Source organism: Spongiibacter thalassae (genome assembly GCF_012272835.1).
Classification (GTDB): Bacteria; Pseudomonadota; Gammaproteobacteria; order Pseudomonadales; family Spongiibacteraceae; genus Spongiibacter; species Spongiibacter thalassae.
The window spans coordinates 217,611-243,309 of the sequence record NZ_JAAWWK010000004.1 but is presented as its reverse complement, the minus strand read 5'-3'; the positions used below and the strand labels follow the sequence as shown (position 1 = coordinate 243,309).

22 protein-coding genes are annotated in these 25,699 nt (G+C 58.2%); 12 read left to right on the top strand and 10 right to left on the bottom strand.

Translation table 11 applies throughout. The annotated features are described in order from the left end of the window. Positions 1-169: 169 nt before the first annotated feature. On the bottom strand, positions 170-1,021 hold the full coding sequence (locus HCU74_RS12370; RefSeq protein WP_168450935.1) for a YicC/YloC family endoribonuclease: 852 nt from the start codon (positions 1,019-1,021) through the stop codon (positions 170-172). 141 nt (positions 1,022-1,162) lie between these two features. Between HCU74_RS12370 and rph the strand changes: the two genes are divergently transcribed. Next, the gene (rph, locus tag HCU74_RS12365; protein ID WP_168450934.1) at positions 1,163-1,882 is read left to right on the top strand and encodes a ribonuclease PH; all 720 of its coding nucleotides are present in this window, start codon (positions 1,163-1,165) and stop codon (positions 1,880-1,882) included. 34 nt (positions 1,883-1,916) lie between these two features. On the opposite strand, the gene HCU74_RS12360 is transcribed toward rph, so the two are convergent. Continuing rightward, complete coding sequence (locus HCU74_RS12360) at positions 1,917-2,699, bottom strand: exodeoxyribonuclease III (protein WP_168450724.1); 783 nt, start codon at positions 2,697-2,699, stop codon at positions 1,917-1,919. A gap of 382 nt (positions 2,700-3,081) precedes the next feature. Between HCU74_RS12360 and pyrE the strand changes: the two genes are divergently transcribed. Continuing rightward, entirely contained in the window at positions 3,082-3,732 is a 651-nt protein-coding gene (gene pyrE / locus HCU74_RS12355) for an orotate phosphoribosyltransferase (protein WP_168450723.1), read from the top strand. Positions 3,733-3,753: 21 nt separating this feature from the next. After that, positions 3,754-4,425, top strand: coding sequence for a hypothetical protein (locus HCU74_RS12350; protein WP_168450722.1), 672 nt, complete (start codon positions 3,754-3,756; stop codon positions 4,423-4,425). 12 nt (positions 4,426-4,437) lie between these two features. Here the strand turns inward: HCU74_RS12350 and slmA are convergent, their stop codons facing one another. The 4 genes from slmA to coaBC are packed head-to-tail and all read right to left on the bottom strand — an operon-like array spanning position 4,438 to position 9,834. After that, positions 4,438-5,022, bottom strand: coding sequence for a nucleoid occlusion factor SlmA (gene slmA, locus HCU74_RS12345; RefSeq protein WP_168450721.1), 585 nt, complete (start codon positions 5,020-5,022; stop codon positions 4,438-4,440). A gap of 54 nt (positions 5,023-5,076) precedes the next feature. After that, positions 5,077-5,991: an acetylglutamate kinase gene (gene argB / locus HCU74_RS12340; RefSeq protein WP_168450720.1), complete on the bottom strand. Its 915-nt coding sequence runs from the start codon at positions 5,989-5,991 to the stop codon at positions 5,077-5,079. 53 nt (positions 5,992-6,044) lie between these two features. Continuing rightward, the gene (locus HCU74_RS12335; RefSeq protein ID WP_168450719.1) at positions 6,045-8,591 is read right to left on the bottom strand and encodes a phosphomannomutase/phosphoglucomutase; all 2,547 of its coding nucleotides are present in this window, start codon (positions 8,589-8,591) and stop codon (positions 6,045-6,047) included. A gap of 46 nt (positions 8,592-8,637) precedes the next feature. Beyond that, positions 8,638-9,834 (bottom strand): bifunctional phosphopantothenoylcysteine decarboxylase/phosphopantothenate--cysteine ligase CoaBC, encoded by a 1,197-nt coding sequence (coaBC, locus tag HCU74_RS12330; protein ID WP_168450718.1) that lies wholly within the window; start codon positions 9,832-9,834, stop codon positions 8,638-8,640. 99 nt (positions 9,835-9,933) lie between these two features. Between coaBC and radC the strand changes: the two genes are divergently transcribed. Continuing rightward, positions 9,934-10,608, top strand: a complete 675-nt coding sequence (gene radC / locus HCU74_RS12325; RefSeq protein ID WP_168450717.1) for a RadC family protein — start codon at positions 9,934-9,936, stop codon at positions 10,606-10,608. Positions 10,609-10,648: 40 nt separating this feature from the next. Here radC and HCU74_RS12320 read toward each other — a convergent pair whose 3' ends face one another. Then, the gene (locus HCU74_RS12320; RefSeq protein WP_168450716.1) at positions 10,649-11,764 is read right to left on the bottom strand and encodes an NADH:flavin oxidoreductase; all 1,116 of its coding nucleotides are present in this window, start codon (positions 11,762-11,764) and stop codon (positions 10,649-10,651) included. A gap of 324 nt (positions 11,765-12,088) precedes the next feature. On the opposite strand from HCU74_RS12320, the gene rpmB reads away from it, so the two are divergent. The 6 genes from rpmB (at position 12,089) to HCU74_RS12290 (ending at position 20,107) form a co-directional block, all read left to right on the top strand. Further along, positions 12,089-12,325, top strand: coding sequence for a 50S ribosomal protein L28 (rpmB, locus tag HCU74_RS12315; RefSeq protein WP_168450715.1), 237 nt, complete (start codon positions 12,089-12,091; stop codon positions 12,323-12,325). A gap of 11 nt (positions 12,326-12,336) precedes the next feature. Next, the gene (gene rpmG / locus HCU74_RS12310; RefSeq protein WP_168450714.1) at positions 12,337-12,507 is read left to right on the top strand and encodes a 50S ribosomal protein L33; all 171 of its coding nucleotides are present in this window, start codon (positions 12,337-12,339) and stop codon (positions 12,505-12,507) included. A gap of 97 nt (positions 12,508-12,604) precedes the next feature. Further along, positions 12,605-15,277 carry a PD-(D/E)XK nuclease family protein gene (locus HCU74_RS12305; RefSeq protein WP_168450713.1) on the top strand — a complete coding sequence of 891 codons (2,673 nt, stop codon included), beginning with the start codon at positions 12,605-12,607 and terminating at the stop codon, positions 15,275-15,277. After that, positions 15,277-18,627 carry a UvrD-helicase domain-containing protein gene (locus HCU74_RS12300; RefSeq protein ID WP_168450712.1) on the top strand — a complete coding sequence of 1,117 codons (3,351 nt, stop codon included), beginning with the start codon at positions 15,277-15,279 and terminating at the stop codon, positions 18,625-18,627. The genes HCU74_RS12305 and HCU74_RS12300 overlap by 1 nt, the downstream gene beginning before the upstream one ends. Further along, positions 18,620-19,279 (top strand): hypothetical protein, encoded by a 660-nt coding sequence (locus HCU74_RS12295; protein WP_168450711.1) that lies wholly within the window; start codon positions 18,620-18,622, stop codon positions 19,277-19,279. Before HCU74_RS12300 ends, HCU74_RS12295 begins: the two co-directional genes overlap by 8 nt. Positions 19,280-19,375: 96 nt before the next feature. Next, positions 19,376-20,107 (top strand): YebC/PmpR family DNA-binding transcriptional regulator, encoded by a 732-nt coding sequence (locus HCU74_RS12290; RefSeq protein ID WP_168450710.1) that lies wholly within the window; start codon positions 19,376-19,378, stop codon positions 20,105-20,107. Positions 20,108-20,109: 2 nt separating this feature from the next. Here HCU74_RS12290 and HCU74_RS12285 read toward each other — a convergent pair whose 3' ends face one another. After that, positions 20,110-20,538: an Rrf2 family transcriptional regulator gene (locus tag HCU74_RS12285; RefSeq protein WP_168450709.1), complete on the bottom strand. Its 429-nt coding sequence runs from the start codon at positions 20,536-20,538 to the stop codon at positions 20,110-20,112. A 172-nt stretch (positions 20,539-20,710) separates the two neighbouring features. Then, positions 20,711-21,454: a pteridine reductase gene (locus HCU74_RS12280; protein WP_168450708.1), complete on the bottom strand. Its 744-nt coding sequence runs from the start codon at positions 21,452-21,454 to the stop codon at positions 20,711-20,713. A gap of 151 nt (positions 21,455-21,605) precedes the next feature. Here HCU74_RS12280 and HCU74_RS12275 point away from each other — a divergent pair, with 151 nt between their 5' ends. Both HCU74_RS12275 and HCU74_RS12270 read left to right on the top strand, forming a co-directional pair. Next, the gene (locus tag HCU74_RS12275) at positions 21,606-22,343 is read left to right on the top strand and encodes a TerC family protein (RefSeq protein ID WP_168450707.1); all 738 of its coding nucleotides are present in this window, start codon (positions 21,606-21,608) and stop codon (positions 22,341-22,343) included. Between the two features lie 459 nt (positions 22,344-22,802). Continuing rightward, positions 22,803-24,161: a phage head spike fiber domain-containing protein gene (locus HCU74_RS12270; protein WP_168450706.1), complete on the top strand. Its 1,359-nt coding sequence runs from the start codon at positions 22,803-22,805 to the stop codon at positions 24,159-24,161. On the opposite strand, the gene HCU74_RS12265 is transcribed toward HCU74_RS12270, so the two are convergent. After that, positions 24,158-25,684: a glycosyl hydrolase family 79 N-terminal domain-containing protein gene (locus tag HCU74_RS12265; protein WP_246864618.1), complete on the bottom strand. Its 1,527-nt coding sequence runs from the start codon at positions 25,682-25,684 to the stop codon at positions 24,158-24,160. The genes HCU74_RS12270 and HCU74_RS12265 overlap by 4 nt on opposite strands. Positions 25,685-25,699: the final 15 nt, after the last annotated feature.

The window sequence follows — 25,699 nt, the reverse complement described above, 5'->3', positions numbered from 1 at the left end:
CTACCTGTACCCTCAGAAAGCAGCACGAACTGGGCATTTATCTGCCCACCACTAAACAGGTAGTTGGTAACGGACATCTGCAAACCGATTTGGACGGGAAAAATAAAAAAGCCCTGTATTTACAAGCAAATAACAGGGCTTCTAAGACATTCTTGGACGGGTAAAAAAGCTATTCGATGTTTTGAATCTGCTCCCGCATCTGCTCGATCAGTACTTTCAGTTCCACCGCCGCCTGAGTGCTTTCCGAAGCCACGGCTTTCGATGACAGGGTGTTGGCCTCGCGATTCAGCTCTTGCATCAGGAAGTCGAGTCGTCGGCCAACGGCGCCGCCCTTTTTCAGTATGCGACGAACTTCAACGACGTGGGTGTCGAGACGGTCGAGTTCTTCATCGACATCGGCCTTTTGGGCAATCAGGGCCATTTCCTGTTCCAGGCGTTCGTCGTGCAGTTCGGCCTTGAGCTCTGCAAGGCGGGCGCGGAGTTTGTCGCGCTGGGCGCTGACGATGTCGGGCATACGGCTGCGCAGGTCGCGGACGATGTCGTCGATGCTTTGCAGGCGCTGTTCTATCAGTTCGGCGAGGGCGTGGCCTTCACGCTGGCGGTTGGCGATATGCTCGGTGAGGGTGGTGGCAAAGGTGGCGAGCAGGTCGCGGGTGATGGCGTCGCCGTCGATGTCGCCGCTGATAATAACGCCGGGCCAGCGCAGCACATCGAGTACGTCGATAGGTGCAGCGTGGGCAATGTCAGCGCGCAGGCTGTGAGCGGTTTCGAGGAGTTGTTGGGCGAGTGCATGATTCAGTTGCAGGGACTGGTCCTGGGATTGCAGTTGAATTTTCAGCGAGCATTCTACCTTGCCCCGTTGCAGTCCCTTGCGCAGGCGGTCGCGCAGTTCCGGCTCCAGCTGCCGCCAGTTTTCGGGTAGTTTGAAGGCCAGCTCCAGGTAGCGGTGATTGACCGAGCGCAGCTCCCAGGTGGCGCTTCCCCAGGAGTGTTCACTGCGGTGGTGGGCGAAGGCGGTCATACTGCATATGGTCACGGGCGTTGTCGTCACGGGCGCACCTGTCTGGTCGAGGGTGAGGGTAAATCACCTCCATTGTAGCGGGAAAAGTCTTTCGCTTCAGGGGTATACTGTCGCGCTTAGTCAAAGGAGAGTGTTATGTCTGTGATCCGCCCCAGTGAGCGCGCTGTTGATGAAAAGCGCAGTCTGTCTATTACCCGCAACTATACCTGCCACGCCGAGGGTTCGGTGTTGGTGGCAACGGGTGACACCAAGGTGCTGTGTACCGCGTCGGTGGAGAGCGGTGTGCCGGGTTTTTTGCGGGGCAAGGGCCAGGGTTGGATAACTGCTGAATACGGTATGCTGCCGCGCTCGACCGGCAGTCGTATGGGGCGTGAAGCGGCGCGGGGCAAGCAGTCCGGGCGCACCCAGGAAATTCAGCGGCTGATCGGTCGGTCACTGCGAGCGGCGGTGGATCTGTCGGCCTTGGGCGAAAATACCATTACGCTGGACTGTGATGTCATACAGGCTGATGGCGGCACCCGCACAGCCTCGATTACCGGTGCCTGTGTCGCTTTGGTGGATGCCATTCGCAGCCTCCAGCGCAGCGGTGCGATCAGCACTGAGCCGTTAAAGCAGATGGTGGCGGCGGTCTCGGTAGGCATTTATCAGGGGCAGGCGGTGCTGGATCTCGACTATATCGAGGACTCAAGCGCGGAAACGGATATGAACGTGGTTATGGACGAGAGTGGCGGAATCATCGAGGTGCAGGGCACCGCAGAGGGCGCGACGTTTTCCCGTGCTGAAATGAACGCGATGATGGATTTGGCGGAAAAGGGTATTGCCGAGTTGATTGCGGCGCAAAAGGCGGCGTTGGCGGAGTAAAACAGAACGGGCGGAGAGTCTCCGCCCGATGGAATCAGAACGCGCTTTCCGGCAGCTCGTAATCGTAGTCCATAATGACCGGAGCGTGCTTGCCGAACTGCTGAACCTTGTAAATGGCGCCGTATTCCACCCGTGGCTTCAGTCGCTCTGACACAATTTGATAGTCTACCCGCCAGCCATTTTTACCGGGTTCGCCGTCGGGCCACCAGCTGAATTCGTCGGCATCAGTGTTCACCAGGCGGAAGGCGTCGGCATAGTGCTCTTCGTGGAACAGGCGCTCCATCCACTGCTGTTCTTCGTTCAGGCTGCCGGATACGCCGTGATTGGACTTGGCGTCCTGAAGGTCGATATTTTTGTGGGCGATGCCCCAGTTGCCGCAAATGACGAAATCCCGGCGCTTGTTGCGCACTTTGTGCAGGTGGTTGTAAAACTGCTCAAAGAACTGGTTTTTACGTATTTGCGCTTTCGGGTCGTTATCCGGCACGCTGGGAGCGAGCAGGCTGCCGATGCTGATATCGTCAAAGTCGGCCTGAATGTAGAGGCCGTCCATATCGAAATCCATGAAGCCGAGGCCGGTCATAATGGCTTTGGGCAGCTGGCGACAATAAATCGCCACCCCGTTGCTCTTGCCGTCGGCAGAGTCAAAGAAGTAGGGGTTGTACTCGCGGGGAAAGTACACGTCGTCGCGCAGCTTGTACTCGGCAATGCCGAGGTTCTGCAGGCAAATGATGTCGGCGTCTTGCTTGACGACCCAGTCAAAGAAGCCTTTTTCTGCGGCATCGACGATGCTGTCAGCGCAAAAGCTGATGATTCTCATGAGTTTCCTGTACTTTGAAGTCTGATCGTAGCGCCGTAGGCGTTTAATCGAGGGTGCTAAATATAGCGCTGGGCAATCGCCCACTCCCCAAAATGATTGCGATACAGGGATGCTGCCATGCGAGCGACTATTACACACTCAGGCCGCAATTCGCCTGCAAATAGGGTGTTAGACTACAATGAAACCCCATTGACAACAATCAGCTTTAGTCCGCAGTGACAAAAATCCCATTATTTCTTCTGTGCCGATGGCAAAGTGGGGTGAGAAATCAGTGTTGGCAGGCCCTGGGTAAAGGCAGAGATCCGGGGTGCTGGGAGAGTGTCGAGTCAGCGCGTACAATGCGTCTTCCAACAGTCGTCAAGTGCAGAGATTATAGCGTCGTATGAGTATCAAGCCCTTTCAAGAAGCCTTTATTCGGCAGGCTATCAGCAGCCAAGCCCTGTGTTTTGGTGAATTTACCCTGAAATCAGGGCGTGTCAGCCCGTATTTTTTTAATGCCGGGCGCTTTGGCAGCGGTTCTGCGCTGCTGGCACTGGCGCGTTGTTACGCCGATGCGATAGTGGATTCCGGGATTGAGTTTGATGTGCTGTTTGGCCCCGCCTACAAGGGGATTCCGCTGGCGGCGGCAACGGCCTGCGCGCTGGCCGAACGCCACGGGCGGGATGTGCCTTTTGTATACAACCGCAAGGAGGCGAAAACCCACGGCGAGGGTGGCACGCTGGTGGGGGCCGAGTTGCACGGCCGCGTGTTAATCATCGATGATGTGATTACCGCAGGTACCGCCATTCGGGAAGCAATCGGCATGATTGAAGCCGCCGGAGCGAGTGTGGCGGCGGTGGCCATTGGTCTTGATCGTCAAGAGCGTGGCCAGGGTGAGCGTTCTGCCATTCAGGAGCTGGAGCAGGAGCGTGGTCTGTCTGTTGTCAGCATTGTCGGGCTGGCGGATATCGTTGAATTTTTGCACGCCGAACGTGACGAAGATCTGGTGAAGCGAATTAACGCGTATCGGGATCAATACGGTGTGCGTGGTTGATAATAATGAGGTGATCGATCCTTGCAGCCCTTAAGGTCGCTAAAATGGATAACCCTCGCTGCGCTGTTGCTGGCTTTTGCCGGCACGGCGGTGGCGGAAAAGGTGTTTTATCGCTATGTCGATAGTGAGGGCAAGATTGCCATCGTCGATCGCCTGACCCCGGAGATCGTCCCGCGGGGTTACGACATTATTCGCGCGAACGGCACCGTGGTGGATACCATCGCGCCCCGCCTGTCGGATGACGAGCGTCGAGTGTGGCGACAGGAACAGGCGGTGGCCAAGGCCCGGGCAGAGGCCGAGGCGAAAATGCGTGCCTGGGATGAGTCGTTGCTGCTGCGCTACAGCGATGTTGCCGATATCGATGTGGCGAAGGAGCGCGCCCTGCGCGATATTCAGGTGCGTATATCCATACTGAAAAGTAACCTGACTGCGATCAAACAGCAGGTATTAAACAATCAGGCTGAGGCTGCTGAGCTGGAGCGCCGCGGCCAACAGGTGCCGGAATCACTGGTGACCACTCTGAGTGACCTGCGCCGCGAGGTCAGTGGTACTGAAGCGCAAATCGTCAGCCGTACCCAGGAGCTTGACGAGGTGGCAGAGGCCTATGAGCGGGATCGTGCGCGCTTTTCGCAGCTGCAGGAAAGCGTGCTGAAAAGGCGGAATTATCACCGCAATGATGAGGCCGACGAATAGCGTTGCCAGCCCTCAGCGGAATAAGCGCTCCACCAGAAACAGCCACTGCTCGTCCCAGTGTTCGGTGGGCTGGCGGCGAAATTCACTGCGCACAAACTGGCCGATTCGTCCATCTACCCAGGCCAGCAGTAGATTGGCGCTGCTGTTAACGGTCATGCTGGTGCGCAAACCTTCGCGCAGCTCTGCTTCCCGTAAAATCTGCCGCAATTGGGTTTCGATGCGGTCGTAGAATTGCAACACCCGCTCGCGCAGACGCTCGTGTTCACCCGCCAGGGCGTCGCCGTTGAAAATTCGCGTAATGCCGGGGTTGCGCTCGGTAAAGGCCAGCAGCAGGTGCAATATTTTGCCGACCTTGGTGGTGGCCGAGCCCTCGTCCTCGGTAATAACGCTGATGCGGCTGAAAATCGCCTCTTCGACAAACTCTATCAAGCCTTCGAACATTTTCGCCTTGCTGGGAAAATGCCGATACAGGGCTGCCTCGGAGACGCCGACTTCGGCGGCCAGTTTGGCGGTAGTAATGCGTCCGCCGGGGTGAGACTCAAGCATGGTGGCCAATGCTTGCAGGATCTCATCGCGACGGGAGGGGCGTTTATTCATTCCGCTACAACTCTTGAATCTGATGCGTGACCGGGCGAAAGCCCGGTTCAGGGGTTACTCCGCAGGGGCGCGGCTGGTGTTGGTAATCAAGGTGCCGACGCCGGTATCGGTAAAGATTTCCAGCAGCACCGCGTGGGGCACTCGACCATCAATAATATGGGCGCTGTTGACCCCGGCATTGACCGCGCTCAGCGCGCAGCCGATTTTTGGCAGCATACCGCCGTAGATGGTGCCGTCATCGATCAGCGCGTCCACCTGAGCGGTGCTCAGGCCGGTCAACACCTTGCCGTCCTTGTTCTTCAGGCCCTCGATATTGGTCAGCAGCATCAGCTTTTCGGCGCACAATACTTCGGCGACCTTACCCGCCACCAGGTCGGCGTTGATATTGTAGGAGGCGCCATCCGGCCCAACCCCTATCGGAGCAATTACCGGAATAAAATCGCTGTTGACCAGCATATCCAGCACCTCTTTATTGATGCTGGCGACTTCGCCGACGTGGCCGATGTCGATGATTTCCGGTGTGGACATTTCCGGGGTTTTTTGGGTGACCTTCAGTTTGCGTGCACGGATCAACTGGCCATCCTTACCGGTCAGACCAATGGCCTTGCCACCGTTGTGGTTGAGCAGAGACACGATTTCCTTGTTGACGCTACCACCCAGCACCATTTCCACCACGTCCATGGTGGCGCTGTCGGTGACGCGCATGCCATCGACAAAACTTGATTCGATTTGCAGGCGCTTGAGCAGGTCGCCGATTTGCGGGCCGCCGCCGTGAACCACAATGGGGTTCATGCCGACCAGCTTCATCAGCACGATATCCCGGGCAAAGTGCTCCTTAAGCTCGTCGTCGATCATGGCATTGCCGCCAAATTTCACCACGATGGTTTTATTGGTGAAGCGCTGGATGTAGGGCAGGGCTTCGGTAAGAACGCGGGCGATATCGCCGGCGGCGTCGCGACTGAGTGACATGATGCGATCTCGTACTTGTGGGGCTCGCAGCCCGGAATGAAAAAAGACGACTATTAAAGACTATCTGCCAGTGCAGGATCAATGCTTGCGATTAATTCTGCAAAGGCGTCGCGAATACTGTTCATCGCCACCGCACTTTCTCCCTCGAAGCGCAGGGAAATGGCCGGGCCGGTATTTGAAGCGCGAATCAGCCCCCAGCCATTGCGAAATTCGAAGCGCAGGCCGTCGATATCGATCAGCTTGGCATCGGTAAAGCGGTGTTCGGCGGCAACGCGATTAATAAAGGCAAATTTATCCTCGTCCTTGATCGGTAGCAAAATTTCCGGGCTGCTCACCAGCGCGGGGTAGCGGTCCAGCTCGGTGTCCATGTCGGTGTCGGCAAGGGTAAGGGCTTCGATCAGCCGAGCGGCGGCGTACATCCCGTCGTCAAAGCCGTACCAGCGCTCGTTGAAGAAGATATGGCCAGAGTATTCGCCGCCGAGTAAGGCGCCGGTATGGGCCATTTTTCGCTTCATGTGTGAATGACCGCACTTCCACATCACCGGGCGACCGCCGCGTTCCACAATAAGTTGTGGCAGGCTGCGGGTGCATTTCACGTCAAACAGTATGTCGCAGCCGGGGTTACGGCTGATGATGTCGTCGGCCAGCACCATCAGCAGCTGGTCGGCACTGGGCCGCCGCCCGCTGGCGGTGACCACGGCGATGCGGTCGCCGTCGCCGTCCAGGGCAATACCGATATCGGCACCGTGCTCGATAATGGCATTGGCCAATGCGTCGAGGTTCTCGGGAATCGTCGGGTCGGGGGAGCGGTTGGGGAAGTTCCCGTCAATGTCGCAGAACAGCGGCACCACATCGCAGCCGAGTTCTTCAAACAGCTCTGGTGCAACCCTGGAGGTGGCGCCATTGCCGGCGTCAATAACCACCCTGAGGTTTTGCGCGATCACCACATCGCTGCAAATGCGGTCGATATAACGTTGCTCAATGCTGTCGCCGGTCAGTGTACCTTCGCCGGAGAGGAAGTCCTTCTGCTCGATACGGGTGGCCAGATTGGCAATATCTTCGGAGGTTAAACTGGAGAAGTTCAGGCTGATTTTCAAGCCGTTGTATTCCGGGGGATTGTGGCTGCCGGTAATCATCACGCCGCTGCCAATATTCAGGTCATGGCAGGCGTAGTGCAACATCGGTGTGGCGATCAGGCCCAAATCGATGACATCAATGCCCGTGGACAACAGCCCCTTCACCAGCGCGTCGCGGATGCGCTGGCTGCTGATGCGACCGTCGCGGCCCAGCAAAATCTTGCTCTGGCCACGGTTGAGGGCCTCGCTGCCGATGGCTCGCCCGAGCTCGAGGCACTGTTCGTCGCCGAGATCCCGGTCGGCAATGCCGCGAATATCATAAGCGCGAAAGCAGTTGCGGTTGTGTTTAACAGTCTCCTGAGGGGGAGCCGCGCTGGCTGCTCCGCTGAAGGCGGCGTTATCCAGCGAAATGTCGCCGTCGTCGCTTAAATCGAAAACATCGTCATCGCGCAATTTTTCGGTGTTCGCCGGTGGCGTAGCTGCCTTGTTCCTGCGCTCGGGGATGTCGGGCATCGGCGGGCGCATTTGCTGGGTAGGATCAAATTTTGGTGTGGGGTGGGTGGACTCTCGTTGCCGGCCGGCAGACAGCTTCTTTGTCAATTCCTGCTGAATTTGCCGCTCGAGTTCTACGGCGGGGTCGCTGGGCGGTTCGACTTTGGAGGGCCGTGCCAAGGGTGCAGGCTGTTGCAGGCTGCGCAGGAAGAAAATACTGTGACTGCCGCAGACCAGACCAATACACAGCAGACACACCAGCCACGGCAGGGTGTTGTCTCCGGCCAGCTGCCCGAGCATTTCCTGGCGCGGGTAGACTTTCAATACCAGCCCAAAGGGCAAATGGTGTTGCTTCTCGAATTCATTCAGTAACGGCGACGCTGCGATGATAGTGCTTTCCCGACCGCCGTAACGCTGAAGCAGCGCGTTGGTAACGGTGCTGCCTGCGCTGGCCGAAAGGACGTGGCCAATGGTCTCGCGAATACCAAAGCTGATGAAAAACGCCGCACTGGAGCTCACCGGGCGAACGAAACTCAACAGCCACTCGCCATTGTGCTGGTAGGTCTCGACGATGGTCGAACGGGTTTCCAGGCTTTTGCGCAGCATATCGATCTCGATGTTGTTGCGCAGCCGCTGGGTGTGAGTGTCTTCGTCGGCGATCCCTTGGGCGCCTACATGTAATAACAAGGCGTTGAGTGCTTCGGGGAAGGCGGCGGCAAGGGTTTGTTCCACCCCGCTGATATTGGCCTTGCCAGTGTCGAGGGTTTGCAGGCGAAGGCTGGCGCTGTCTACGCGGGCGCCGAGATTGGCCACATAAGCGGTTAGGGTTTTTCGCTGTTGATCGGCGATGGCGCTGGTCAGCGCATTGATGCGCAGGCTCTCAACACGCTTTTTTTCATTTTGCTGCAGCCAGAAAAAAGCGGCTACGATCAAGGCGATGCAAACCACCCCCGAGAGCACAATGTCACGTGAGGCTGCGGTGAGTTGCAGAGGGGGCAGTTTCAGATCCGCAGTGTTGAGCTTCTTTATCATATTGTATTGTTATTCCGGGTGGCCGTAGGTCGCCGTCAGCTGTGCATCAAGCCTTGAAGGCGTCGGCAATGACCTTCAGCAACTGCCGGGCAAGTTGATTTTTACCCATCTGCGGGATCGGTATTACCTGCTCCGGAGTCACCACCAAGACTTCATTCTCGTCTGAATTAAAGCCAATATCGCTGTTTGACACATCATTGGCAACTATCAGGTCAAGTCCCTTTCTTTCGAGTTTGCCTTTGGCGTAGTTCAGCACATCCTGTGTTTCAGCGGCAAAACCGACGGTGAACGGCCTTTGTGAGTGGCTGGCCACTGCGCTGACAATGTCGGGGTTGCGCACCAGTTCAATGTGCATGGCCTCCTCGTGTTTTTTGATTTTCTGGCTGGCGGTGCTGACCGGGCGGTAGTCAGCGACGGCGGCGCAGCCGATAAAAATCTGGCAGTCGCCCATCTGCGCCAGTGCTGCGTCATACATTTCCTGAGCGCTGATAACGTCGATTCGCGTGACGCGCTCGGGGCAGGCGAGTTGAGTGGGGCCGCTGATAAGGGTCACTCGCGCGCCGGCGTCGGCGGCGGCGGTAGCCAGAGCATAGCCCATTTTGCCGGAACTGTGATTGCTGATATAGCGCACCGGGTCGATGGCCTCGCGGGTTGGGCCAGCGGTAATACACAGCTGTACGCCGTCCAGGGCGCGGCTGGTGAACATGGCGGCGGTCATTGCGGCCAACTGCTCGGCTTCCAGCATGCGCCCGGGGCCAACGTCGCCACAGGCCTGCTCACCCTCTGCGGGGCCGAACAGGGTCACGCCACGCTGGCGTAGTATCTCGGCATTGTGCTGGGTTGCAGGGTCGCGCCACATGCCCTGGTTCATTGCCGGAGCCAGGGCGATTTGTGAGGGGGTCGCCAGACAGAGAGTGGTCAGTAAATCATCGCCGCGGCCATTGGCCAGACGCGCCATAAAATCAGCGGTTGCCGGTGCGACCAGAATCACATCGGCCCAGCGGGCCAGCTCGATATGGCCCATGCCCGCCTCGGCCTCGGGGTCGAGCAAGGTGGTGTGCACCGGGTTCCCGGACAGTGCCTGTAAGGTCAGCGGGGTAATGAACTCCATCGCGGCGGCGGTCATCACCACGCGCACATCGGCGCCGTGTTCCTTGAGACGACGCACGAGTTCTGCGCTCTTGTAGGCGGCGATGCCGCCGCTGATGCCGAGGATAATCTGTCTGTTGCTGAGCTGCTGCATGCTGTGGCTCGCTAATGCTGGCGGAAGCGCTATTATGACGTTTCGCGGCGGTGGGGACTACCGCCCGCTGGAATCTGATGCTTCACCACGGAGGGTGATATGGCAATAAGTGACTGGCCTGCGGATGAGCGGCCACGGGAAAAACTGTTGCAGCGCGGGGCTGGCGCGTTGTCTGATGCCGAATTGCTGGCGATTTTTTTACGCACCGGGGTGCGCGGCAAGTCGGCGGTGGATTTGTCGCGGGAGCTGTTGGCCGAACACGGCGGTCTGTCGGCGCTGATGTCTGCCAGCCAGCAGCAGTTCTGCGCTTCAAAGGGTCTCGGGGATGCCAAGTTCGTGCAGCTGCAAGCGGTGATGGAGATGTCGCGGCGCTACCTCAGCGAGGCCTTGCAGCGCGACGAAGTGTTTGCCAGCGCCCAGGCAACCCGGCAGTTTCTGGTCGGCCGTCTGCGCGGTGAGCAGCGGGAGGTGTTTGCGGTGCTCTATCTCGACAATCAGCATCGGCTGATCGCCTATGAGCCACTGTTCTACGGCACCATCGATGGCGCGGCGGTCTACCCGCGGGAAATTGCCCGCCGTGCGCTGGAAATGCATGCGGCGGCGCTGATTATTGCCCACAATCACCCCAGTGGGGTTGCCGAGCCGAGTGATGCCGACGTCAGAATTACTCGACGCATCCGCGAAGCGCTGGCATTGCTGGACATCCGTCTACTCGACCACTGTGTTGTTGCCGGGCCAGAGGTGGTGTCACTGGCGGAACGGGGATTGATCTAGGGCCTGCATAACAGGCCCTGAGCGTCTGCCAGTGATTGTGCTAGTTGATTGCCATCATTGACGCGATATCAAAGTCCTCGAACTCGTCAACCCGGCCGTCCTGCAGCTTTTGCACCCAGTTGGCATCCTGAAGCAGGGCGCGGCCTACGGCGATAAGGTCGAACTCACCCCGTTCAAAGCGGGTTTGCAGGTCGTGGATGCGGTCACCGGAGCTTTGCTGTGCGGACTCGCCGTGGGTCAGTGCGCCGAGAAAGTCGCTTTCCAGCCCTACCGAACCCACGGTGATGCTCGGTTTGCCCGTCAGCTTTTTCGCCCAACCGGCAAAGTTCATCGAAGAGCCGTCAAACTCCGGTTCCCAGAAACGACGTTGGGAACAGTGAAAAATATCGGCACCGGCATCGCTGAGTGCGCCCAGCCATGCCTCCATTTCTGCGGGGGTCTCTGCCAGGCGCGCGGTGTAGTCCTGTTGTTTCCACTGGGACACCCGCAGAATCAGCGCAAAGTCTTCGCCGACAGCCTTGCGCGCAGCCTGGAGGATTTCCACCGCGAAGCGACTGCGCTCCACCAGCGATTTGCCGCCGTAGCGATCGCTGCGCTGATTGGTCGGCCCCCAGAAAAACTCATCGATGAGATAGCCGTGGGCGCCGTGAAATTCGGCACCATCACAGCCGATGTTTTTGGCATCCAGCGCGGCCTGGGCAAAGGCGTCGATACAGTCAGCGATATCGCTATCGCTCATGGTGAGGCCTCGGGGGCGCTCGGCCATGGCCAGTCCGGAGGGGCTTTCCAGTATGTCGCTGCTGATCGGATCAGCGTGTGCGGCGGCGCGCATGGCGCCGACATGCCAGAGCTGGGGAACAAAGGCGCCGCCGGCAGCGTGCACCGCCTCGACAACCTGCTGCCAGGCGGCCAGTTCGGCCTCGCCGTGGAAGCGTGGCACATTTTTATCGTTCAGCGCGCCGGGGCGATTAATGCCGGTGCCCTCGGAGATAATCAAGCCCACACCGCCAGCGGCGCGGCGCTGATAATAGTCGCGCATGGTGTCAGATACGACGCCGCCAGGGGAGCCCGAGCGGGTCATGGGCGCCATTGCGAAACGGTTGCGCAGCGTTAATGACTTGCATTGAAAGGTCTGGAAGAAAGCGTCTTGAGACATCGTGACTCCTGCTGGTCGATGCGGCGAAAAGTGTGGATTAATATCGCGCGCGATAAGGTTGAGCTAAGTCTATCACAAGTTTTCAGTGATTACATTTTACTGTGAGAGTGATCTTTATGATGGAAATTTCACCAGTTTCGTTGATTAGCGGGAAGGGTTCTGGTATAAAGTCGCGCTCTATTTGGGTCTGACCTCCCTGAGAGTCAACCGAGCCTGATTCGGGCGCTGTTTGCAGCGTTGTGGCCCATATTTTTAAAGCGGAAGTTTTGAAGCAGAATTCATCGGGCTTTTTTGCGTAAAAAGCTTTAAGAGGCGAAAGAAATCATGTCCAGAGTATGTCAAGTTACCGGCAAACGTCCTGTAACCGGTAATAATGTATCTCACGCAAAAAACCGCACCCGTCGCCGTTTTTTGCCAAACCTGCACAGCCACCGTTTTTGGGTTGAGGCAGAGAAGCGTTTCGTAACCCTGCGTGTTTCTGCCAAGGGTATGCGGATCATCGATAAAAAGGGTATTTCTGCCGTACTGGCTGAAATGACTGCCCGCGGCGAAAAATACTAAGGAGCACCGTCATGGCGAAGAAAGGCGCTAGCGATAAAATCCGTCTGGTCTCCAGCGCGGGTACTGGTCACTTCTACACGACCACCAAGAACAAGCGTAACACTCCGGATAAATTCGAATTTTCGAAATACGATCCTGTTGTTCGCAAGCACGTGATCTACAAAGAAGCTAAAATCAAGTAATTGCACTGGATTTTCTGCGAAGAAAGCCGCGCCTGTCGCGGCTTTTTTTCGTCTGGGGTCTGTCCCCGGGGACAGACCCCCTGTTAAGGACGACGCTATGACACCCATTCGCGCCGAACACCTGTTTGATCTGCCGGGGCAGAGCGTACTGCTGATGCCCAGTGATGCCAGCGCTCGTCAGCAGCGCGACCGGGTCGCCGCCCTGCGGGGCGACCACGACCAGGCGTTTCTGGAACACATTACCGTGATGCCTGCCGCCCAGTGGCTGGCGGAACTTTGGGATGGGAGTTTTCCCTCGGCGCAGGTGCTGAGGCCAATTCAGTTACTGGCTCTGGCCCGGCCCATAATCGAAAGCAGTGACTACTACCCGGACAATTGTCTGAACAGCCTGGCGATTGTTCGGCAGTTTGTTGATGCCTTTCAGCTACATGCAGCGTACATGCTCAGCACTGAGCGCGAGGACTACCTGTTCTCGCCGGAATATCAGGCTTTCTACCATTGGCGCGCGCAGCTGCAACAGCAACTGGATGAGCTTGATGCCCTGAGCAGTGAGCAGCTGCCATTGCGTCTGACCCCACTGCTGGCCGATGGCGCCCTGGATTTGCCCGCCCGCTTGGTGATCAGTCCGCGTACGGAGCTGGTGCCCGCAGTGCGGCAGTTTATTGACCACTGCGCGCCGCAGCTGGACATTTTTCTCCTTGATGAAACGCCCCCGGCCAGTGATCAGCGGCTGTATTGCTTTCCCCAGCGTGATGACGAGTGCCGCGCTGTAGCGACCCGGCTCAGCGAAATCTTGCGAGCCTGGCGCAAAGACGCTGCGACGAACCCCTGTCCGCCGCCATCACTGGGTGTAGTGGTGCCGGATATGAACACCTACAAGCCCTTGCTGGAGAGTGCGCTGCGGCGGCAGCTGTATCCGCAGTCGCTGTTGCCTGAGGATGAAATTCAGGAACCCTGGCACTTCGAGGGAAGTGAGAGTCTTTATGCCTATCCGCTGATCCGCGCGGCCTGGGATCTGATCTCGCTGCGCGACGGGCCTGGCGAGCTGGAGCACTTTAGCCGAGTGTTGCGCAGCCGCTTTGTCAGCGGCTGGCCGGAACAGCGCAGTGCGCGGGCGAGTTTCGATCGCCTGCTGCGCGAACGGCTCACCGTGCAGTGCAGTCTGCGTGATATCGAAGTGCAGGCCAGACGCGCCGCGGAACCAGACACCGTCGCGGTGTTGATGGCCGCCCGTGAACAGTTGTCGGCCTATCCCGGGCGGCAATTGCCCTCTGCCTGGGTGCGCAGCTTTGATCAGTTATTACTGGCCACTGGTTGGCCCAACGCCGACGATGACGACCCGGTGGTCGCCCAGTGTCGACAGGGCTTCAGTCAGGCGATGGATGTGTTCCGCGCCCTTGACCGCCAGCTCGGCGAAGTCGAACACAGCGAGGCCTTGTCCTGGCTGCAGCATATTTTAACCACCAAACGTTTTTCCGTGAGCCGCGATTGGCCCTGCCCGATTCGAATTCTCACCATTGACGATGCCCTGGCGCTGACCTTCGACGAAGTGTGGCTGGTGGGGCTGGACGATAGTGCCCTGCCGCGCCGCGCGTCGCCCTCGCCGTTTTTGCCCCAGCACCTGCAACAGCGGGCGCAGGTGGCGGGTTGTGAGGCCAACCTGTGCCTGCAGCGCGACCGCGAGGTTCTGGCGGGCCTTCTGCAGGCCGCCCCCGTGGTCAATTGCAGTCTTGCCCACGAGGCCGAGGGCGGTGCGCCACGTTCGGTATGCAGCCTGCTGACCTTGCCGGAATCTCTGTTTAACTGGCCTGATCAGGAAGAATCGCTCCTCCAGCAGGGCCGTTGTGAATGGCCAGACATGGATGAGGTACGGCCGGTGCCGGTGGCCCAGCGCGACCAGCTGCGCGGTGGTAGTGGCTTGTTCAAGGAGTACGCACAAAGCCCGTTTTTTGCGTTCCTGAAATATCGCCTTGATCTGCGCGAGTTTCCCCGCCCCGCCGAGGGCCTGGACCATCGCCTGCAAGGGGTGCTGGTACACGACACTCTGGAAGCGGTTTGGCGGCGGCTGGGTGGCAAAGCCGAGCTGGACAGACTCGACTTTGCGCGCTTGCAGGAGTTGGTTGGCCAGTGTGTGGACGAGGCCCTTGCGGGCTCGGAAATCAATACCATGAGGTTCGGTGAGGCCCTGTTGCGGCTGGAGAAAACCCGGGTTGTGGCGCTCGTCAGTCACTGGCTCGAATTCAAGGAAAAAATGCGTTTGCAGGACTTCACCGTCGAGGCGGTGGAAACCCAGCTGGATACCCGTTTTATGGGCATACCGTTAAAGCTGCGGATGGATCGCATCGATCGCATCGGCGACAAGCGTCTGGTAATCGATTACAAAACCGGCACGGTCGATGGCAAAACCCTTAACAGCGATGCCCTGACCGAGCCGCAGTTGCCGATATACGCCCTGGCGGCCAGCGAGGCGGCGCCTATCGACGGGGTGATGCTGGCCCAGATCAAAAGCTCCGACGACCTGAAAATTCATGTGCGCAGCAACTGGACGAACAGCGTTATCGCCAAAAAAGCCCACGACAGTGATGTGGACGACGAGCAAAAATGGGCCGCGGAACTCAAGGCCTGGGCTGCCGCTCTGGAGGCGATGGCAGAGGGTATTTTGGCTGGCAACATCGAGCACGATTACAGCCTCAATATGAGTCGCAGTTTCAGCGGCTATCTCATGCCGCTATTGCGCAGCGCGGCCACCGACGACGAGGAGGTGCTGTGATGACAGAGCTGCTGTTGCCGCCGGACCAGGATGCCCGTGACCTTGCGGTAGATCCGGCGCGCTCGGTGTTGCTGCGGGCCCCGGCCGGCTCCGGTAAGACCGGTGTACTGTTACTGCGTTACCTGCGCTGCCTGCTGCGGGTGGATCGCCCGGAAAAGGTGGTTGCCATCACCTTTACCAACAAGGCCGCTGGCGAAATCAAAGAGCGGGTAATGGAGGCGCTGCTGGAGGGTGAGGCCATTGAGGTGCGCAGTGCCTTCGACCGGGATATCGCCGCCGCTGTCGCCGAGGTCAGAGCCCACAGCCAGCGCCTGAACTGGGGCCTGCTGGAAAACAGCTCGCGCCTGCGTATTGCCACCTTCGACAGTTTTTGCGGCAGCCTGGTGCGGCGCTTGCCGCTATTGTCGGGAATGGGTGCCGCTGCGCCCCTCAGCGATAGTGACAGTCTGTATCGCGAGGCCATCCTGGCCCTGTTCCGCCAGCTCGACGACCGCAGCTGCCCGCCGGTATTGGCCGAGGCCCTGCAGAGTCTACTGCGCTACGGCAGCAACCGTATCGAAAGCCTGGCACCGCTGCTGGCCTCGCTGCTGGCTAAACGGGATCAGTGGCAGGACGATATTCTCAATGCCGACCTGGATGTTATGGAAGCGGCGCTGGCGGAGTTGGTCGAGGAGGCGTTCCTGCCCCAATGGGAGGTGCTGACACGCTTTGGCGTGGACGAGCTGTTCGCCGCCTATAGGGAGTCCTCCGGTAGTTGCGACGCCCATGCCTGGGCGGCAAATTTGCCCGACCCGGAGTTGGTCAGTGTGGACGATATGGCGATGGTTTCAACCCTCGCCGCCAGTCTGTGCAATGGTAAGGGCGAGCTCTATAAGCCAGGTTCTGCCCACCACGCCAAATTTACCAAGGGTCAGCCCGGCACCGAGCAGGTCAAGGCCTGGTTGAAGCGCGCCCATGACGAGGGCGCGGCTCCCATGCTTGCTGAGGCCTTGGGGCGGTTGGCGATCTTGCCTTTGCCGACACTGCCCGAGGCCAGCCGAGAACTGGTTGGCCACTTCTGTGTAGCCCTGCGCTTTTTGCTGGCCCACCTGCGGCTCGTCTTTGAGCAGCGCGGTGGCGTTGATTTTGGTGAAATTGCCCAGCGCGCCATTATGGCTCTGCGCAGTGAGGGGCAGGGCGATGGAACCGATACCGTCTCCGAGGCTCTGTTGCTGGAAGACCGTATCGAGCACATTCTCGTCGATGAAATGCAGGATACATCGGTAAGCCAAATCCAGTTACTGGAGGCACTCTGTCAGGGCTGGGAGCCGGACGATGGCCGCAGTGTATTTTTCTGTGGCGATCTGCAGCAGTCTATTTACGCCTTCCGTGGCAGTCTGGTCAGCCTGTTTGACGAGCTGAGTCAGCGCGGAGAGTTCGCCGGAAAAGCCCTTGAACGTCTGCAATTGCGGGCGAACTTTCGCTCGTCGCCGGATTTGGTCAATTGGGTTAACCAGTGTTTCAGCGCCCTGTTCGCCGAGCGTGGCAGTGAATATGTGGCGGCCTTACCGCAGCGGAAAAATCCGGGTGCGGTACAGATTCACCCCTTTGCGATTGCCAAAGACTGCGACGCCAAGGCGGGGGTGGCGGCCCGGGAAGCGGCGCACATTGTCGATATCATCCAGCGTCGGCAAGCCGAGCAAGCGGACGTATCGATCGCCATTCTTGTGCGCAGTCGCAGCCACCTGCGGGGCATACTGCCCGCACTGAAAGCGGCGGGTATCGCCTTTTCCGGGCAGGACATCGACAGTCTTACCGACACCCCCGCGGTAATGGATTTAATGTGCCTGCTGAGGGCATTGTGGCACGACGCCGACGATGTCGCCTGGGCCGGCGTGTTGCGGGCGCCCTTTGTCGGCCTCAGCTGGGACGACCTGTTGCAGCTGCGCACCGGGGGTGGCCTGTTGCGCGATGCCATTTTGTCGGACGAGGAAGCCTTTGCCCTGCGCCGGCAAGGACTGAGCCAGGAGGGGCAGGGCCGTGTTGCGCGGCTGCGCACCGAACTGCAGTGGCTGGACCAGCGCCCGGAGAGTCGCGATCTGCGCTGGGCGCTGCGCACCCTGTGGTATCGGCTCGGCGGGCCAGCCTGCATTGAGGCCCATCAGCAAACCGACATCGACCGAGTGTTGGCGGTGCTGAACGAACACGCGCCCTCGGGCATTCTGGAAGATATTACCGCGCTGGAAAATGCCCTGGGTCGGCTGTTTGCCGCGCCGCCGGTCAGCCGCGTAGAGCTTATGACCATCCACAAATCCAAGGGACTGGAATTCGATGTGGTGATTTTGCCCGGCCTTGGTGGTCGAGGTCGCAACGATGACAAGCCCCTGCTTGCCTGGCAGCGCCTGCAGGGGCATATGCTGTTTGGCCCGCGTCCCCAAGCCAGCAGTGGGCCGGAAAAGCGCCTGTATGACTTTCTCTGTGGTGAACAGAGTCGTGCGCTCAAGGAAGAACTGGACCGGCTGCTCTATGTGGCGCTGACCCGGGCGAAAGGAGAATTGCATGTGTTCGCGGCGGTGACCGCCAACAAGGATGGCGACCTGGTACCCGCCACAGGCAGTTTTTTACAGCGCCTGTGGCCGATGGTCGAAGGGGATTTCGAACGTGCCGATATGATGGTCGAGAGCGACGCGCAACTCCCCCGGCGGGTGCCATTGAGCCCGCGCTTGCGGGACTACCGTGTGACGGTGAACAGCCCGTGGCTGAACCTGCCCACGGCGGACTCGCCTTTGCGGCGGGTGCAGCGGCAAACGGAAAACGCCGTGCTGGAAGACAATATTGAAGAGCGCGCAGTCGGTATTGTGTTCCACGAACTGATGGAACACCTGGGTCGACGGCAAAACGGAAAAGCCCTGTTGAGCGATCGCAGCAGATTGTCAGCGGCCCTGCGCCAGCGTCTGCGGCATCACTGCCACCCGGAGCCGGAGCTGGAGCACAGTGTCGGGCGGGTACTGGAGTTGTTGGACAATACTCTGGCGTGCCCCGACGGCCGCTGGATTCTGGGTAGCTATCAATGGCAGGCCAGCGAGCAAACGATTCGCCGCTTGATGGGAGGGCAATGGCAAACGCTGATTCTCGATCGGGCCTTTATTGAAGACGGCGATGCGCCGCGCTGTTGGATAGTCGATTATAAAACCGCGCGCAGTCGCGGAAGCTTCGATGAATTCCTGCGTATGCAGACCGAGCGATATGCACCAAAGATGCAAATTTATAAGGAGGCTTTGCGGGCAACTGGGTTAGAATGCCCGATTGTTGCGGCCCTGTATTTTCCCGCGCATCAGCATTTGCTTTGTTTGGATGACACCGATGTTTAATCAAGTCCATTTCCGGGTGGTGGCCAGCGCCGCCGCGCCGCAAAAAATCCTCGTATTGGTCGCCTTGCTGTTGCTGGGTGCCTGCGTCAGCGTCGATGAAAAACGCAAGGCTATGCAGGCAAAAACCGACAGCGATGACAACGCCGCCGCTAACCTCGCCGTCGAGGGGGACTCGAATATCGTTCTGGAACTGCGCGGCGAGCGCAGTGAAATCGACACCGGCCTGCCCACAGCGTTGGCGCGCAAGGCGCTGATAGGTAAATGGTACGGCATGACCGAAACCCGGGGCGGCGGGCGCAAGGAGTGGCTGGTGGAGCGGGCGGCAGATGGCACCTACCGCACCGACTTTCACACCGTGGCCAGCGACGGCGCGGTGCGCTCGCAATCGGAAGTCGGATTTTGGGGCGTGTCCGGCGACATCTACTTTCGCATCTTTCGCGGCTGGGTGATGCTCGACGGCATGAAACTCGCAAACCCGGGTGACTCCGGTCACTACGATGCCTACCATGTTGAAATGTTGAACAGCGGGCACTTCCGTTACCGCCATGTTGAAACCGGGCGGGTGTACACCGTGCGTAAAATGCCCAAGGACTTCAGCCTGCCCATCGTTCTGGATGAGCGCAACGACAGTCCCCTCAAGTTCGAATTCTGAGCTCGATCACCGCCGGCGCGGGGGCAATCCGCGCTGGCTGTGATCGCACGAGCAGGATAAAATCACCAGCTTTATCGTTTTCAGCGGAGCCTCGTAATGGGCAGAGCCTACCAAAACCGGAAAGATTCCATGGCCAAGACGGCCGCCGCCAAGACCAAGGTCTACAGCCGCTACGGTCGCGAAATCTACATGAGCGCCAAGGCCGGTGGTATCGACCCGGCGGGCAATCTGTCGCTGCGCAGCTTGCTCGATCGCGCGAAAAAAGACCAGGTGCCCAGTCACGTCATCAAGAACGCTCTGGACAAAGCCAAGGGCGGCGGTGGCGAAGACTACTCTCCGGCCCGCTACGAAGGCTATGGCCCGGGTAACTGCATGGTGATCGTCGACTGCCTGACCGACAACCCCAATCGTACCTTTGGTGATGTGCGTCTGGCCTTTACCAAAACCAAATGCAAAATCGGCACCCAGGGCAGTGTTGCCCATATGTTTGACCACTCGGCGATATTTGTATTTTCCGGCGACGACGAAGAAGCGGTACTGGAAGCACTGATGATGGCCGATGTCGATGTCAGCGACATCGAATGCGAAGACGGAAAAATCAGTGTATTTGCACCCAACACCGAATTTTTCAAGGTGAAGCAGGCCTTGCAGGATGCCTTTGAAGGCATCGACTTCGACGTGGAAGAAATTCAATTCCTGCCGCAAACCACTGCGCCCATCAGCGAAGAAGATATGCCGATGTTCGAGAAATTTCTCGATATGCTGAACGACCTCGACGATGTTCAGCAGGTTTACCACAACGTTGAACTGCCGGATTCTGCGGAGTAGGTTTACGACTCCGTCAGAAAGTTAATGCGGGTGGTCTCGTTGTAGAGTAAATCCGCAAGGGAATAGGGCTCCAGGGTCGCTAAAAAGGCGACCACCGCCTTGCCCAGCAGGCCCTTCAATTTACAGCCCTGAATGACCCGGCAGGGCTGCTCCGCACAGTTTATCGGTTGCAGGGTGGTTTCAAACTCCCTGATCACCGTGACCAGCGATATCTCCTCGGCGCGGCAACCTAACCTGATGCCGCCCCCTTTGCCCCTCACCGCATCGACAAAACCCAGGTGCACCAGCCGCATCACGACCTTGGCGATATGGTTTGCCGAAATATCATAAAAATCGCAGACCTGCTGAATATTAACCAGCTTACCCTGGGGCTGTTGACCCAGATACAGCAGGGTGCGAAACGCGAAATCTGTCTGCTTGCTCAGTTTCATGGTAGCGCCGATTCTTCTGCAAAGTTTGTTGTTGTAGAGCGTTGCTACAAGCTCAATGCATAAATCGTGCGAGACATATTAATGTGTAGTAAAAACAGACAATTATGCCCTTGGGGACAGACCCCGGGGTCTGTCCCCAAGGGCATAATTGAGCGGCAATGGTGCAGTAGTGCTACACCGAAAGGCTGCGACCACCATCAACGGCGATAATCTGGCCATTGATGTAGCTGGTCTTGTTCAGCAGAAAGGACACGGTCGTGGCGATATTGGCGGGTGCTCCCCAGCGCGCCAGCGGTACCCGTTCGCTGACATTGCGTTCTTCCAGCTCACCGAATTCGTCACTGGCCATGGGCGGCAGTATGGCGCCGGGTGATACCCCGTTCACGCGCACATTGGGCCCCAGCTCAATCGCCAGCGATTTGGTCATCATTGCCAGTGCGGCCTTGGCCATGCTGTATATCGAATGCTGGGGAAGGGGACGGTCGCCATAGATATCGACAATATTCACAATCGCGCCCTGATGCTGGCTGAGTGTCGGTGCGAGCGCCTGGCTGAGAAAAAATGCGCCCTTCACGTTGCTGCCGAACAGACTGTCCCAATCGTCACCACTGGCGCTGGCCAGCGGGGTGGGATAAAACCCTGACGCGTTATTCACCAGCGCATCGACCCGTCCCCAGTGTTGGATAGTGTTGGTGGCCAGGGCCTGCACACTGGCGATGTCGCTGAGCTCGGCGGACAGGGGCAGTGCGGAGTCGTTGCGCTGTGCGTTGAGTTCAGCGCACAGCTTTTCGGCGTCGTCGGCGGAGTGGTGGTAGTGGACAACAATATTGTAGCCCTCGTGGTGCAACAGACGGGCGGTTTCCGCGCCGATGCGCTGGGCGGCTCCGGTAATCAGGGCGACGGGGGTGTGGGTCATGGGGTTTCCAGCTGAGCGATAATGTGGGCGAAATTATCGCAGGGCGCAGGAGGAAGTTAAACCCGCGGGTATTTTTCCGATGGGTCCTTATTCCCCACCCAAAAAGGCGCTATGCTCGGCTTTTTTTGAGCGTCGTTGTCGGAGGGTGAGTATGTTTGAGTGGATGGTGAGCCCGGAAGCCTGGGTGGCGCTGGGTACCCTGATTGCGCTGGAAATCGTGCTGGGCATCGACAATATTATTTTTATCTCCATTCTGGTTGGCCGCTTGCCTGCAGAGCAGCGCGATAAAGCCCGGCGGATTGGTCTGGGTCTGGCAATGTTTGCCCGTCTGGCCCTGCTGTTCAGCCTGTTCTGGGTAATGGGGCTGATTGAACCCCTGTTTAGTGTGTTCGGTAATGAGATCTCCGGTCGCGACTGTATCCTCATTCTCGGCGGTTTGTTTCTGCTGGCGAAATCGACCCACGAAATACATGCGAGCCTCGAACTTGACGACCCCGGTGCGCCAAAGGTTGCTGTGGCAAGTTTTGCCAGCATTATGGTGCAAATCGCCGCGCTGGATCTCGTGTTTTCCCTCGACTCGGTGATCACAGCCGTCGGTTTGGTGGACCACATATCAGTGATGGTCATCGCCGTGGTGATTTCCGTCGGTGTGATGTTGTTTGCCGCCAAACCCATTGGCGACTTTGTGGATAGCAACCCCACCATCAAAATGCTGGCCCTGTCCTTTTTGTTAATGATTGGTCTGATGCTGACGGCAGAGGGTTTTGATGTTCACGTGCCCAAGGGCTATATCTACTTTGCAATGGCGTTTTCCTTCGCCGTGGAGTTGCTGAACATTCGCGTGCGCCGCCGTCGGCAAATACCGTTGAATAAAAAGATCAGTGAATAGGGTGGTCAGGCTGCATATGCGATGCGACTGATGTTTTCAATATCGATAGGTTTTTTGATATAACGATATGAATATGTCGCATTGTTTTTGACGATAAAATTATTTTATATACTTAAATTAAAAAAATAATCAGTGTTGCTTATCGGCGACATAATGGCGCGCCATATGTCGCTGTTATCCTACAAAATGCAGCATTATCAAGGTGTTAAGTTTGAACTGGCGCACACCATTGGCACAAGGCGTTCTGCGCTATTGACCGGGATTGGTGATTGTTTCTAGTCTTGCACGCGTTGCGTTATCCACGGAACAACATTATTCGCTAAATTTTTTCGTCAGTCGGTTCTCAGCGTTTCTGCGTGTGTTCAAACTGCTTACGTCTCGCTTGATACCTGGGCGGGCGGCGCGCGCCTGTGTTGCAAGAACGATGTACGGCGACGCAGTTTTTGAGGCCGCCCCTTCATGAAATTATTCTCCCTCGCCCTGCTGTTTGCAGCAGCGTGTTTTCACTCCACTTTTTTATCTGCCGCCACTCTCCACAATCTAAAGCCCAATCAAATTGAATCGGCGATCGCCGGGGAAGACGGCCCGGGTGGTCGTTATTACTCCTTGCGTGCCTATGGCGGAGGCGCCCACGATTTGCTGGAAGATATTCCTGGGGTACAGCGCAGTGGCAGCAAGGTGTTGTCGGCCTATTTCAAGGATACGGGCCGTCGCTGGGTGTATTTAGGCACACGGAAGAGCGGACACATTCAGCGCAGTTTCTTTGATCTCGGCGCCGGCGTTGTCGGCGAGCGCGGCAGCGAGCATCGCGCTGACATTGCGGCGATAGGGGGCGGCTGGTACCGGGTGAGCATCAGCTATAACGCCGCCGATGTGACCAGCGTGCACCTGGGGATTGCCGGTGGGAATGGCTCCCCCTACTTCTCGGCAAACCCCGGTGTCGATCGAGTGTTTTTATCCGCACCGGAGTTAAGCGATGGGACTGCGGCCCCCGCTCCGGCCAGAGCGGCTGGCCCCAGGTCCATGCAAAAAGGGCTTTGGGTGTGGCGGGCCGAGCCGGTGTTGAATGTGAACAAGCGCACTGAACTGCTGACCTTTATGCTGAACAAGGGCTTGAATACCGCCTATATCGACGCCCGCATTCCGGTAATGAACAATCATTATATGCTGTCGGAATTTATCCGTACCTTCCAATCCAGGGGGATCAGTGTCGAACTGATGTTTGGCAAACCGGAGTGGGCCCTGCGCGACCATCATCACGAAGTGCTGAGCCTGATTGATCAGGCTGTGGAGTACACTCGTCGCTATCCGGCCGCGCGACCCACGGCGATTCATCTTGATATAGAAGCTCACCTGATTCGTGAGTGGCAAGATCAACGCAACTGGGTGGCGAATCAGTTTATCGACCTGATCGCCCAGGCGCGCCATCGCTCGGCGGCGGTGTCGCTGCCTTTGGTAATAGATATGCCAGTGTGGTGGGACACATTCAGTATAGTGCGCGAGGGTGTCTCTCGCCCCCTGCATCAGTGGGTTATCGACGGCGCTGATCGAATCGCACTAATGGATTACCGCGACACTGAGGAGCGCATTGTGAACGATGCCGGAGACGAACTGCGCTATGCCAGCAGCCGAGGCAAGGAAATCGTCGTGGGTGTGGAAACCATGTGTATTCCCCCCGAGATGATTACCTTCTGCGAAGAGGGCAGCGCCAATATGGAATGGGTATTACAGCGGGTTGATGGACGATTGCCGGTTAACGACAGTTATCGTGGCTTTGCGGTGCATCATTACGAAACCTACCGCACTATGCGACGCTAGGTATCGGGCTCAGGGTCGATGTTACAACACCAGAAACTGATGCTATAAGCCGCCAGAGTACCGCTGAAGGTCTTCTGTGGAAATTGATCGAGGCGGACGGCGCCGCCCTTGAAGCGCACTTTTTTGTCGTTGATTCTCACCCGCCGCCCGGTCAGACGCTTGGCCGTCATTTCGTAGCCGTGGCTGATACGACTACGGAGTTCTGCTGGGAGGTGTGCGCTAACGCAGTGGGCCTTGAGGTTAATCAGCATCAGCGTTTGGCCGCTGTTGTCCGGCCGGTCGTGTAAATAGCTGCGCAGGGCCGGGTCGCTGCTGTCGATGGCGTAAACATTTTGCCCCATGAGCTGGCCCCACAGCCAGCTCACCCAATAATCCGGGCGAGGTTTCAGGGTAAGCCTTGCGATCATTCCGTAGTCGCCGCCAAGCAATGACTGTCTCACCATGACTTTCTGCCCCAGTCGCGCGCCCATGCCCAGTTGGTCAGCCCACCAGAAGCTGGAAATCCAGCGGTCGGACAGCTCCGGCTGGCCACCGCACTGGGCAGAGCCGGTCTCGCCGGTCCACAGTTCGGCCTCGGGTTGAAAACGGTCGCGCAGGGCGCTGAGACGATGGCTGTAACGCCGAAAGTACTCAAAGGATTTGGGGTCGATAAGGTGTTCGATACGGGCGCGACGGGTGCGCACCGGGCTGCGGTCGCTCTGAAAGGGGTAGTAGTGCCAGTCGACGATATCCAGTCGGGTATTCAGCGAGGCCAAAAAGCGCGGTGTGATATTGCTGAGGGGTTTGACGGTTTCTCCGAGCTTGGGCCAGAAGGCACTGCCCGGCCCGGAGATTTTCGCCTCGGGGAACAGGCTGTGAACCAGCGCGCTGAACCGGTCGTAGTCCCGGGCAAGGTTGTGTGCGCGGGGCTGTGAGGTGAGGCCGTGGAAGGCCCAGTAGGCATTGAGTTCGTTGCCGAGCTCGAACACCTCAACGTTATAGCCCTTGGCGCGGGTGTACTCCAGCAGAGCGACTAGCTCATCTCCCTGCCAGCGCCCCTGCTGTCGTCGATTGAACAGGCCGTACTTACAGGTAAAAATCAGTTGCAGCTGATTGCGGCGAATAAAGTCGTGCAGCTCATCCCACTGCTGGTGGGTCAGTACCAGCGCGTCCTCATCGTCCTCTGGCTTGTTGAAATAGTGAATTTTATCCGCTTCCGAGCCGCCTATGCGCAGGTAGGCTGGCCCGAGTAACTGTACCAGCTTGTCGAGTTTTTTAGAGGTGAGGCTCAGGGGTGGCACCCGCAGAGTGCCTAATCCGCGTTTTACATCGAGGGCACCCTCCCACCAAAAGCCGCCGGCCAACACAGAAATATCAATGGAGAAGGACAGGTAGCGGGGGTCGGTGCGCGCAACCGGTTGGTGGCTGGCCAGGCTCAGTGTCACCTCGTCGGTGAGGTCGGCGCCGCGAATCATCTGGTGCAACTGACGAATCCTGAGCAACAGCGTGGCCAGCAGCTGACCCAGGGTGTGACGAATCTGCATAGGCCTCGTGTAGAA

Coding starts and splice junctions, on each gene's coding strand:
- HCU74_RS12335 (WP_168450719.1), bottom strand. CDS start 8,591: ATGATAAAGAAGCTCAACACTGCGGATCTGAAACTGCCCCCTCTGCAA.
- rpmB (WP_168450715.1), top strand. CDS start 12,089: ATGTCCAGAGTATGTCAAGTTACCGGCAAACGTCCTGTAACCGGTAAT.
- HCU74_RS12295 (WP_168450711.1), top strand. CDS start 18,620: ATGTTTAATCAAGTCCATTTCCGGGTGGTGGCCAGCGCCGCCGCGCCG.
- HCU74_RS12360 (WP_168450724.1), bottom strand. CDS start 2,699: ATGAGAATCATCAGCTTTTGCGCTGACAGCATCGTCGATGCCGCAGAA.
- HCU74_RS12305 (WP_168450713.1), top strand. CDS start 12,605: ATGACACCCATTCGCGCCGAACACCTGTTTGATCTGCCGGGGCAGAGC.
- HCU74_RS12285 (WP_168450709.1), bottom strand. CDS start 20,538: ATGAAACTGAGCAAGCAGACAGATTTCGCGTTTCGCACCCTGCTGTAT.
- HCU74_RS12320 (WP_168450716.1), bottom strand. CDS start 11,764: ATGTCTCAAGACGCTTTCTTCCAGACCTTTCAATGCAAGTCATTAACG.
- coaBC (WP_168450718.1), bottom strand. CDS start 9,834: ATGCAGCAGCTCAGCAACAGACAGATTATCCTCGGCATCAGCGGCGGC.
- HCU74_RS12300 (WP_168450712.1), top strand. CDS start 15,277: ATGACAGAGCTGCTGTTGCCGCCGGACCAGGATGCCCGTGACCTTGCG.
- pyrE (WP_168450723.1), top strand. CDS start 3,082: ATGAGTATCAAGCCCTTTCAAGAAGCCTTTATTCGGCAGGCTATCAGC.
- HCU74_RS12265 (WP_246864618.1), bottom strand. CDS start 25,684: ATGCAGATTCGTCACACCCTGGGTCAGCTGCTGGCCACGCTGTTGCTC.
- rpmG (WP_168450714.1), top strand. CDS start 12,337: ATGGCGAAGAAAGGCGCTAGCGATAAAATCCGTCTGGTCTCCAGCGCG.
- HCU74_RS12370 (WP_168450935.1), bottom strand. CDS start 1,021: ATGACCGCCTTCGCCCACCACCGCAGTGAACACTCCTGGGGAAGCGCC.
- HCU74_RS12270 (WP_168450706.1), top strand. CDS start 22,803: ATGAAATTATTCTCCCTCGCCCTGCTGTTTGCAGCAGCGTGTTTTCAC.
- HCU74_RS12290 (WP_168450710.1), top strand. CDS start 19,376: ATGGGCAGAGCCTACCAAAACCGGAAAGATTCCATGGCCAAGACGGCC.
- HCU74_RS12280 (WP_168450708.1), bottom strand. CDS start 21,454: ATGACCCACACCCCCGTCGCCCTGATTACCGGAGCCGCCCAGCGCATC.
- argB (WP_168450720.1), bottom strand. CDS start 5,991: ATGTCACTCAGTCGCGACGCCGCCGGCGATATCGCCCGCGTTCTTACC.
- radC (WP_168450717.1), top strand. CDS start 9,934: ATGGCAATAAGTGACTGGCCTGCGGATGAGCGGCCACGGGAAAAACTG.
- HCU74_RS12275 (WP_168450707.1), top strand. CDS start 21,606: ATGTTTGAGTGGATGGTGAGCCCGGAAGCCTGGGTGGCGCTGGGTACC.
- slmA (WP_168450721.1), bottom strand. CDS start 5,022: ATGAATAAACGCCCCTCCCGTCGCGATGAGATCCTGCAAGCATTGGCC.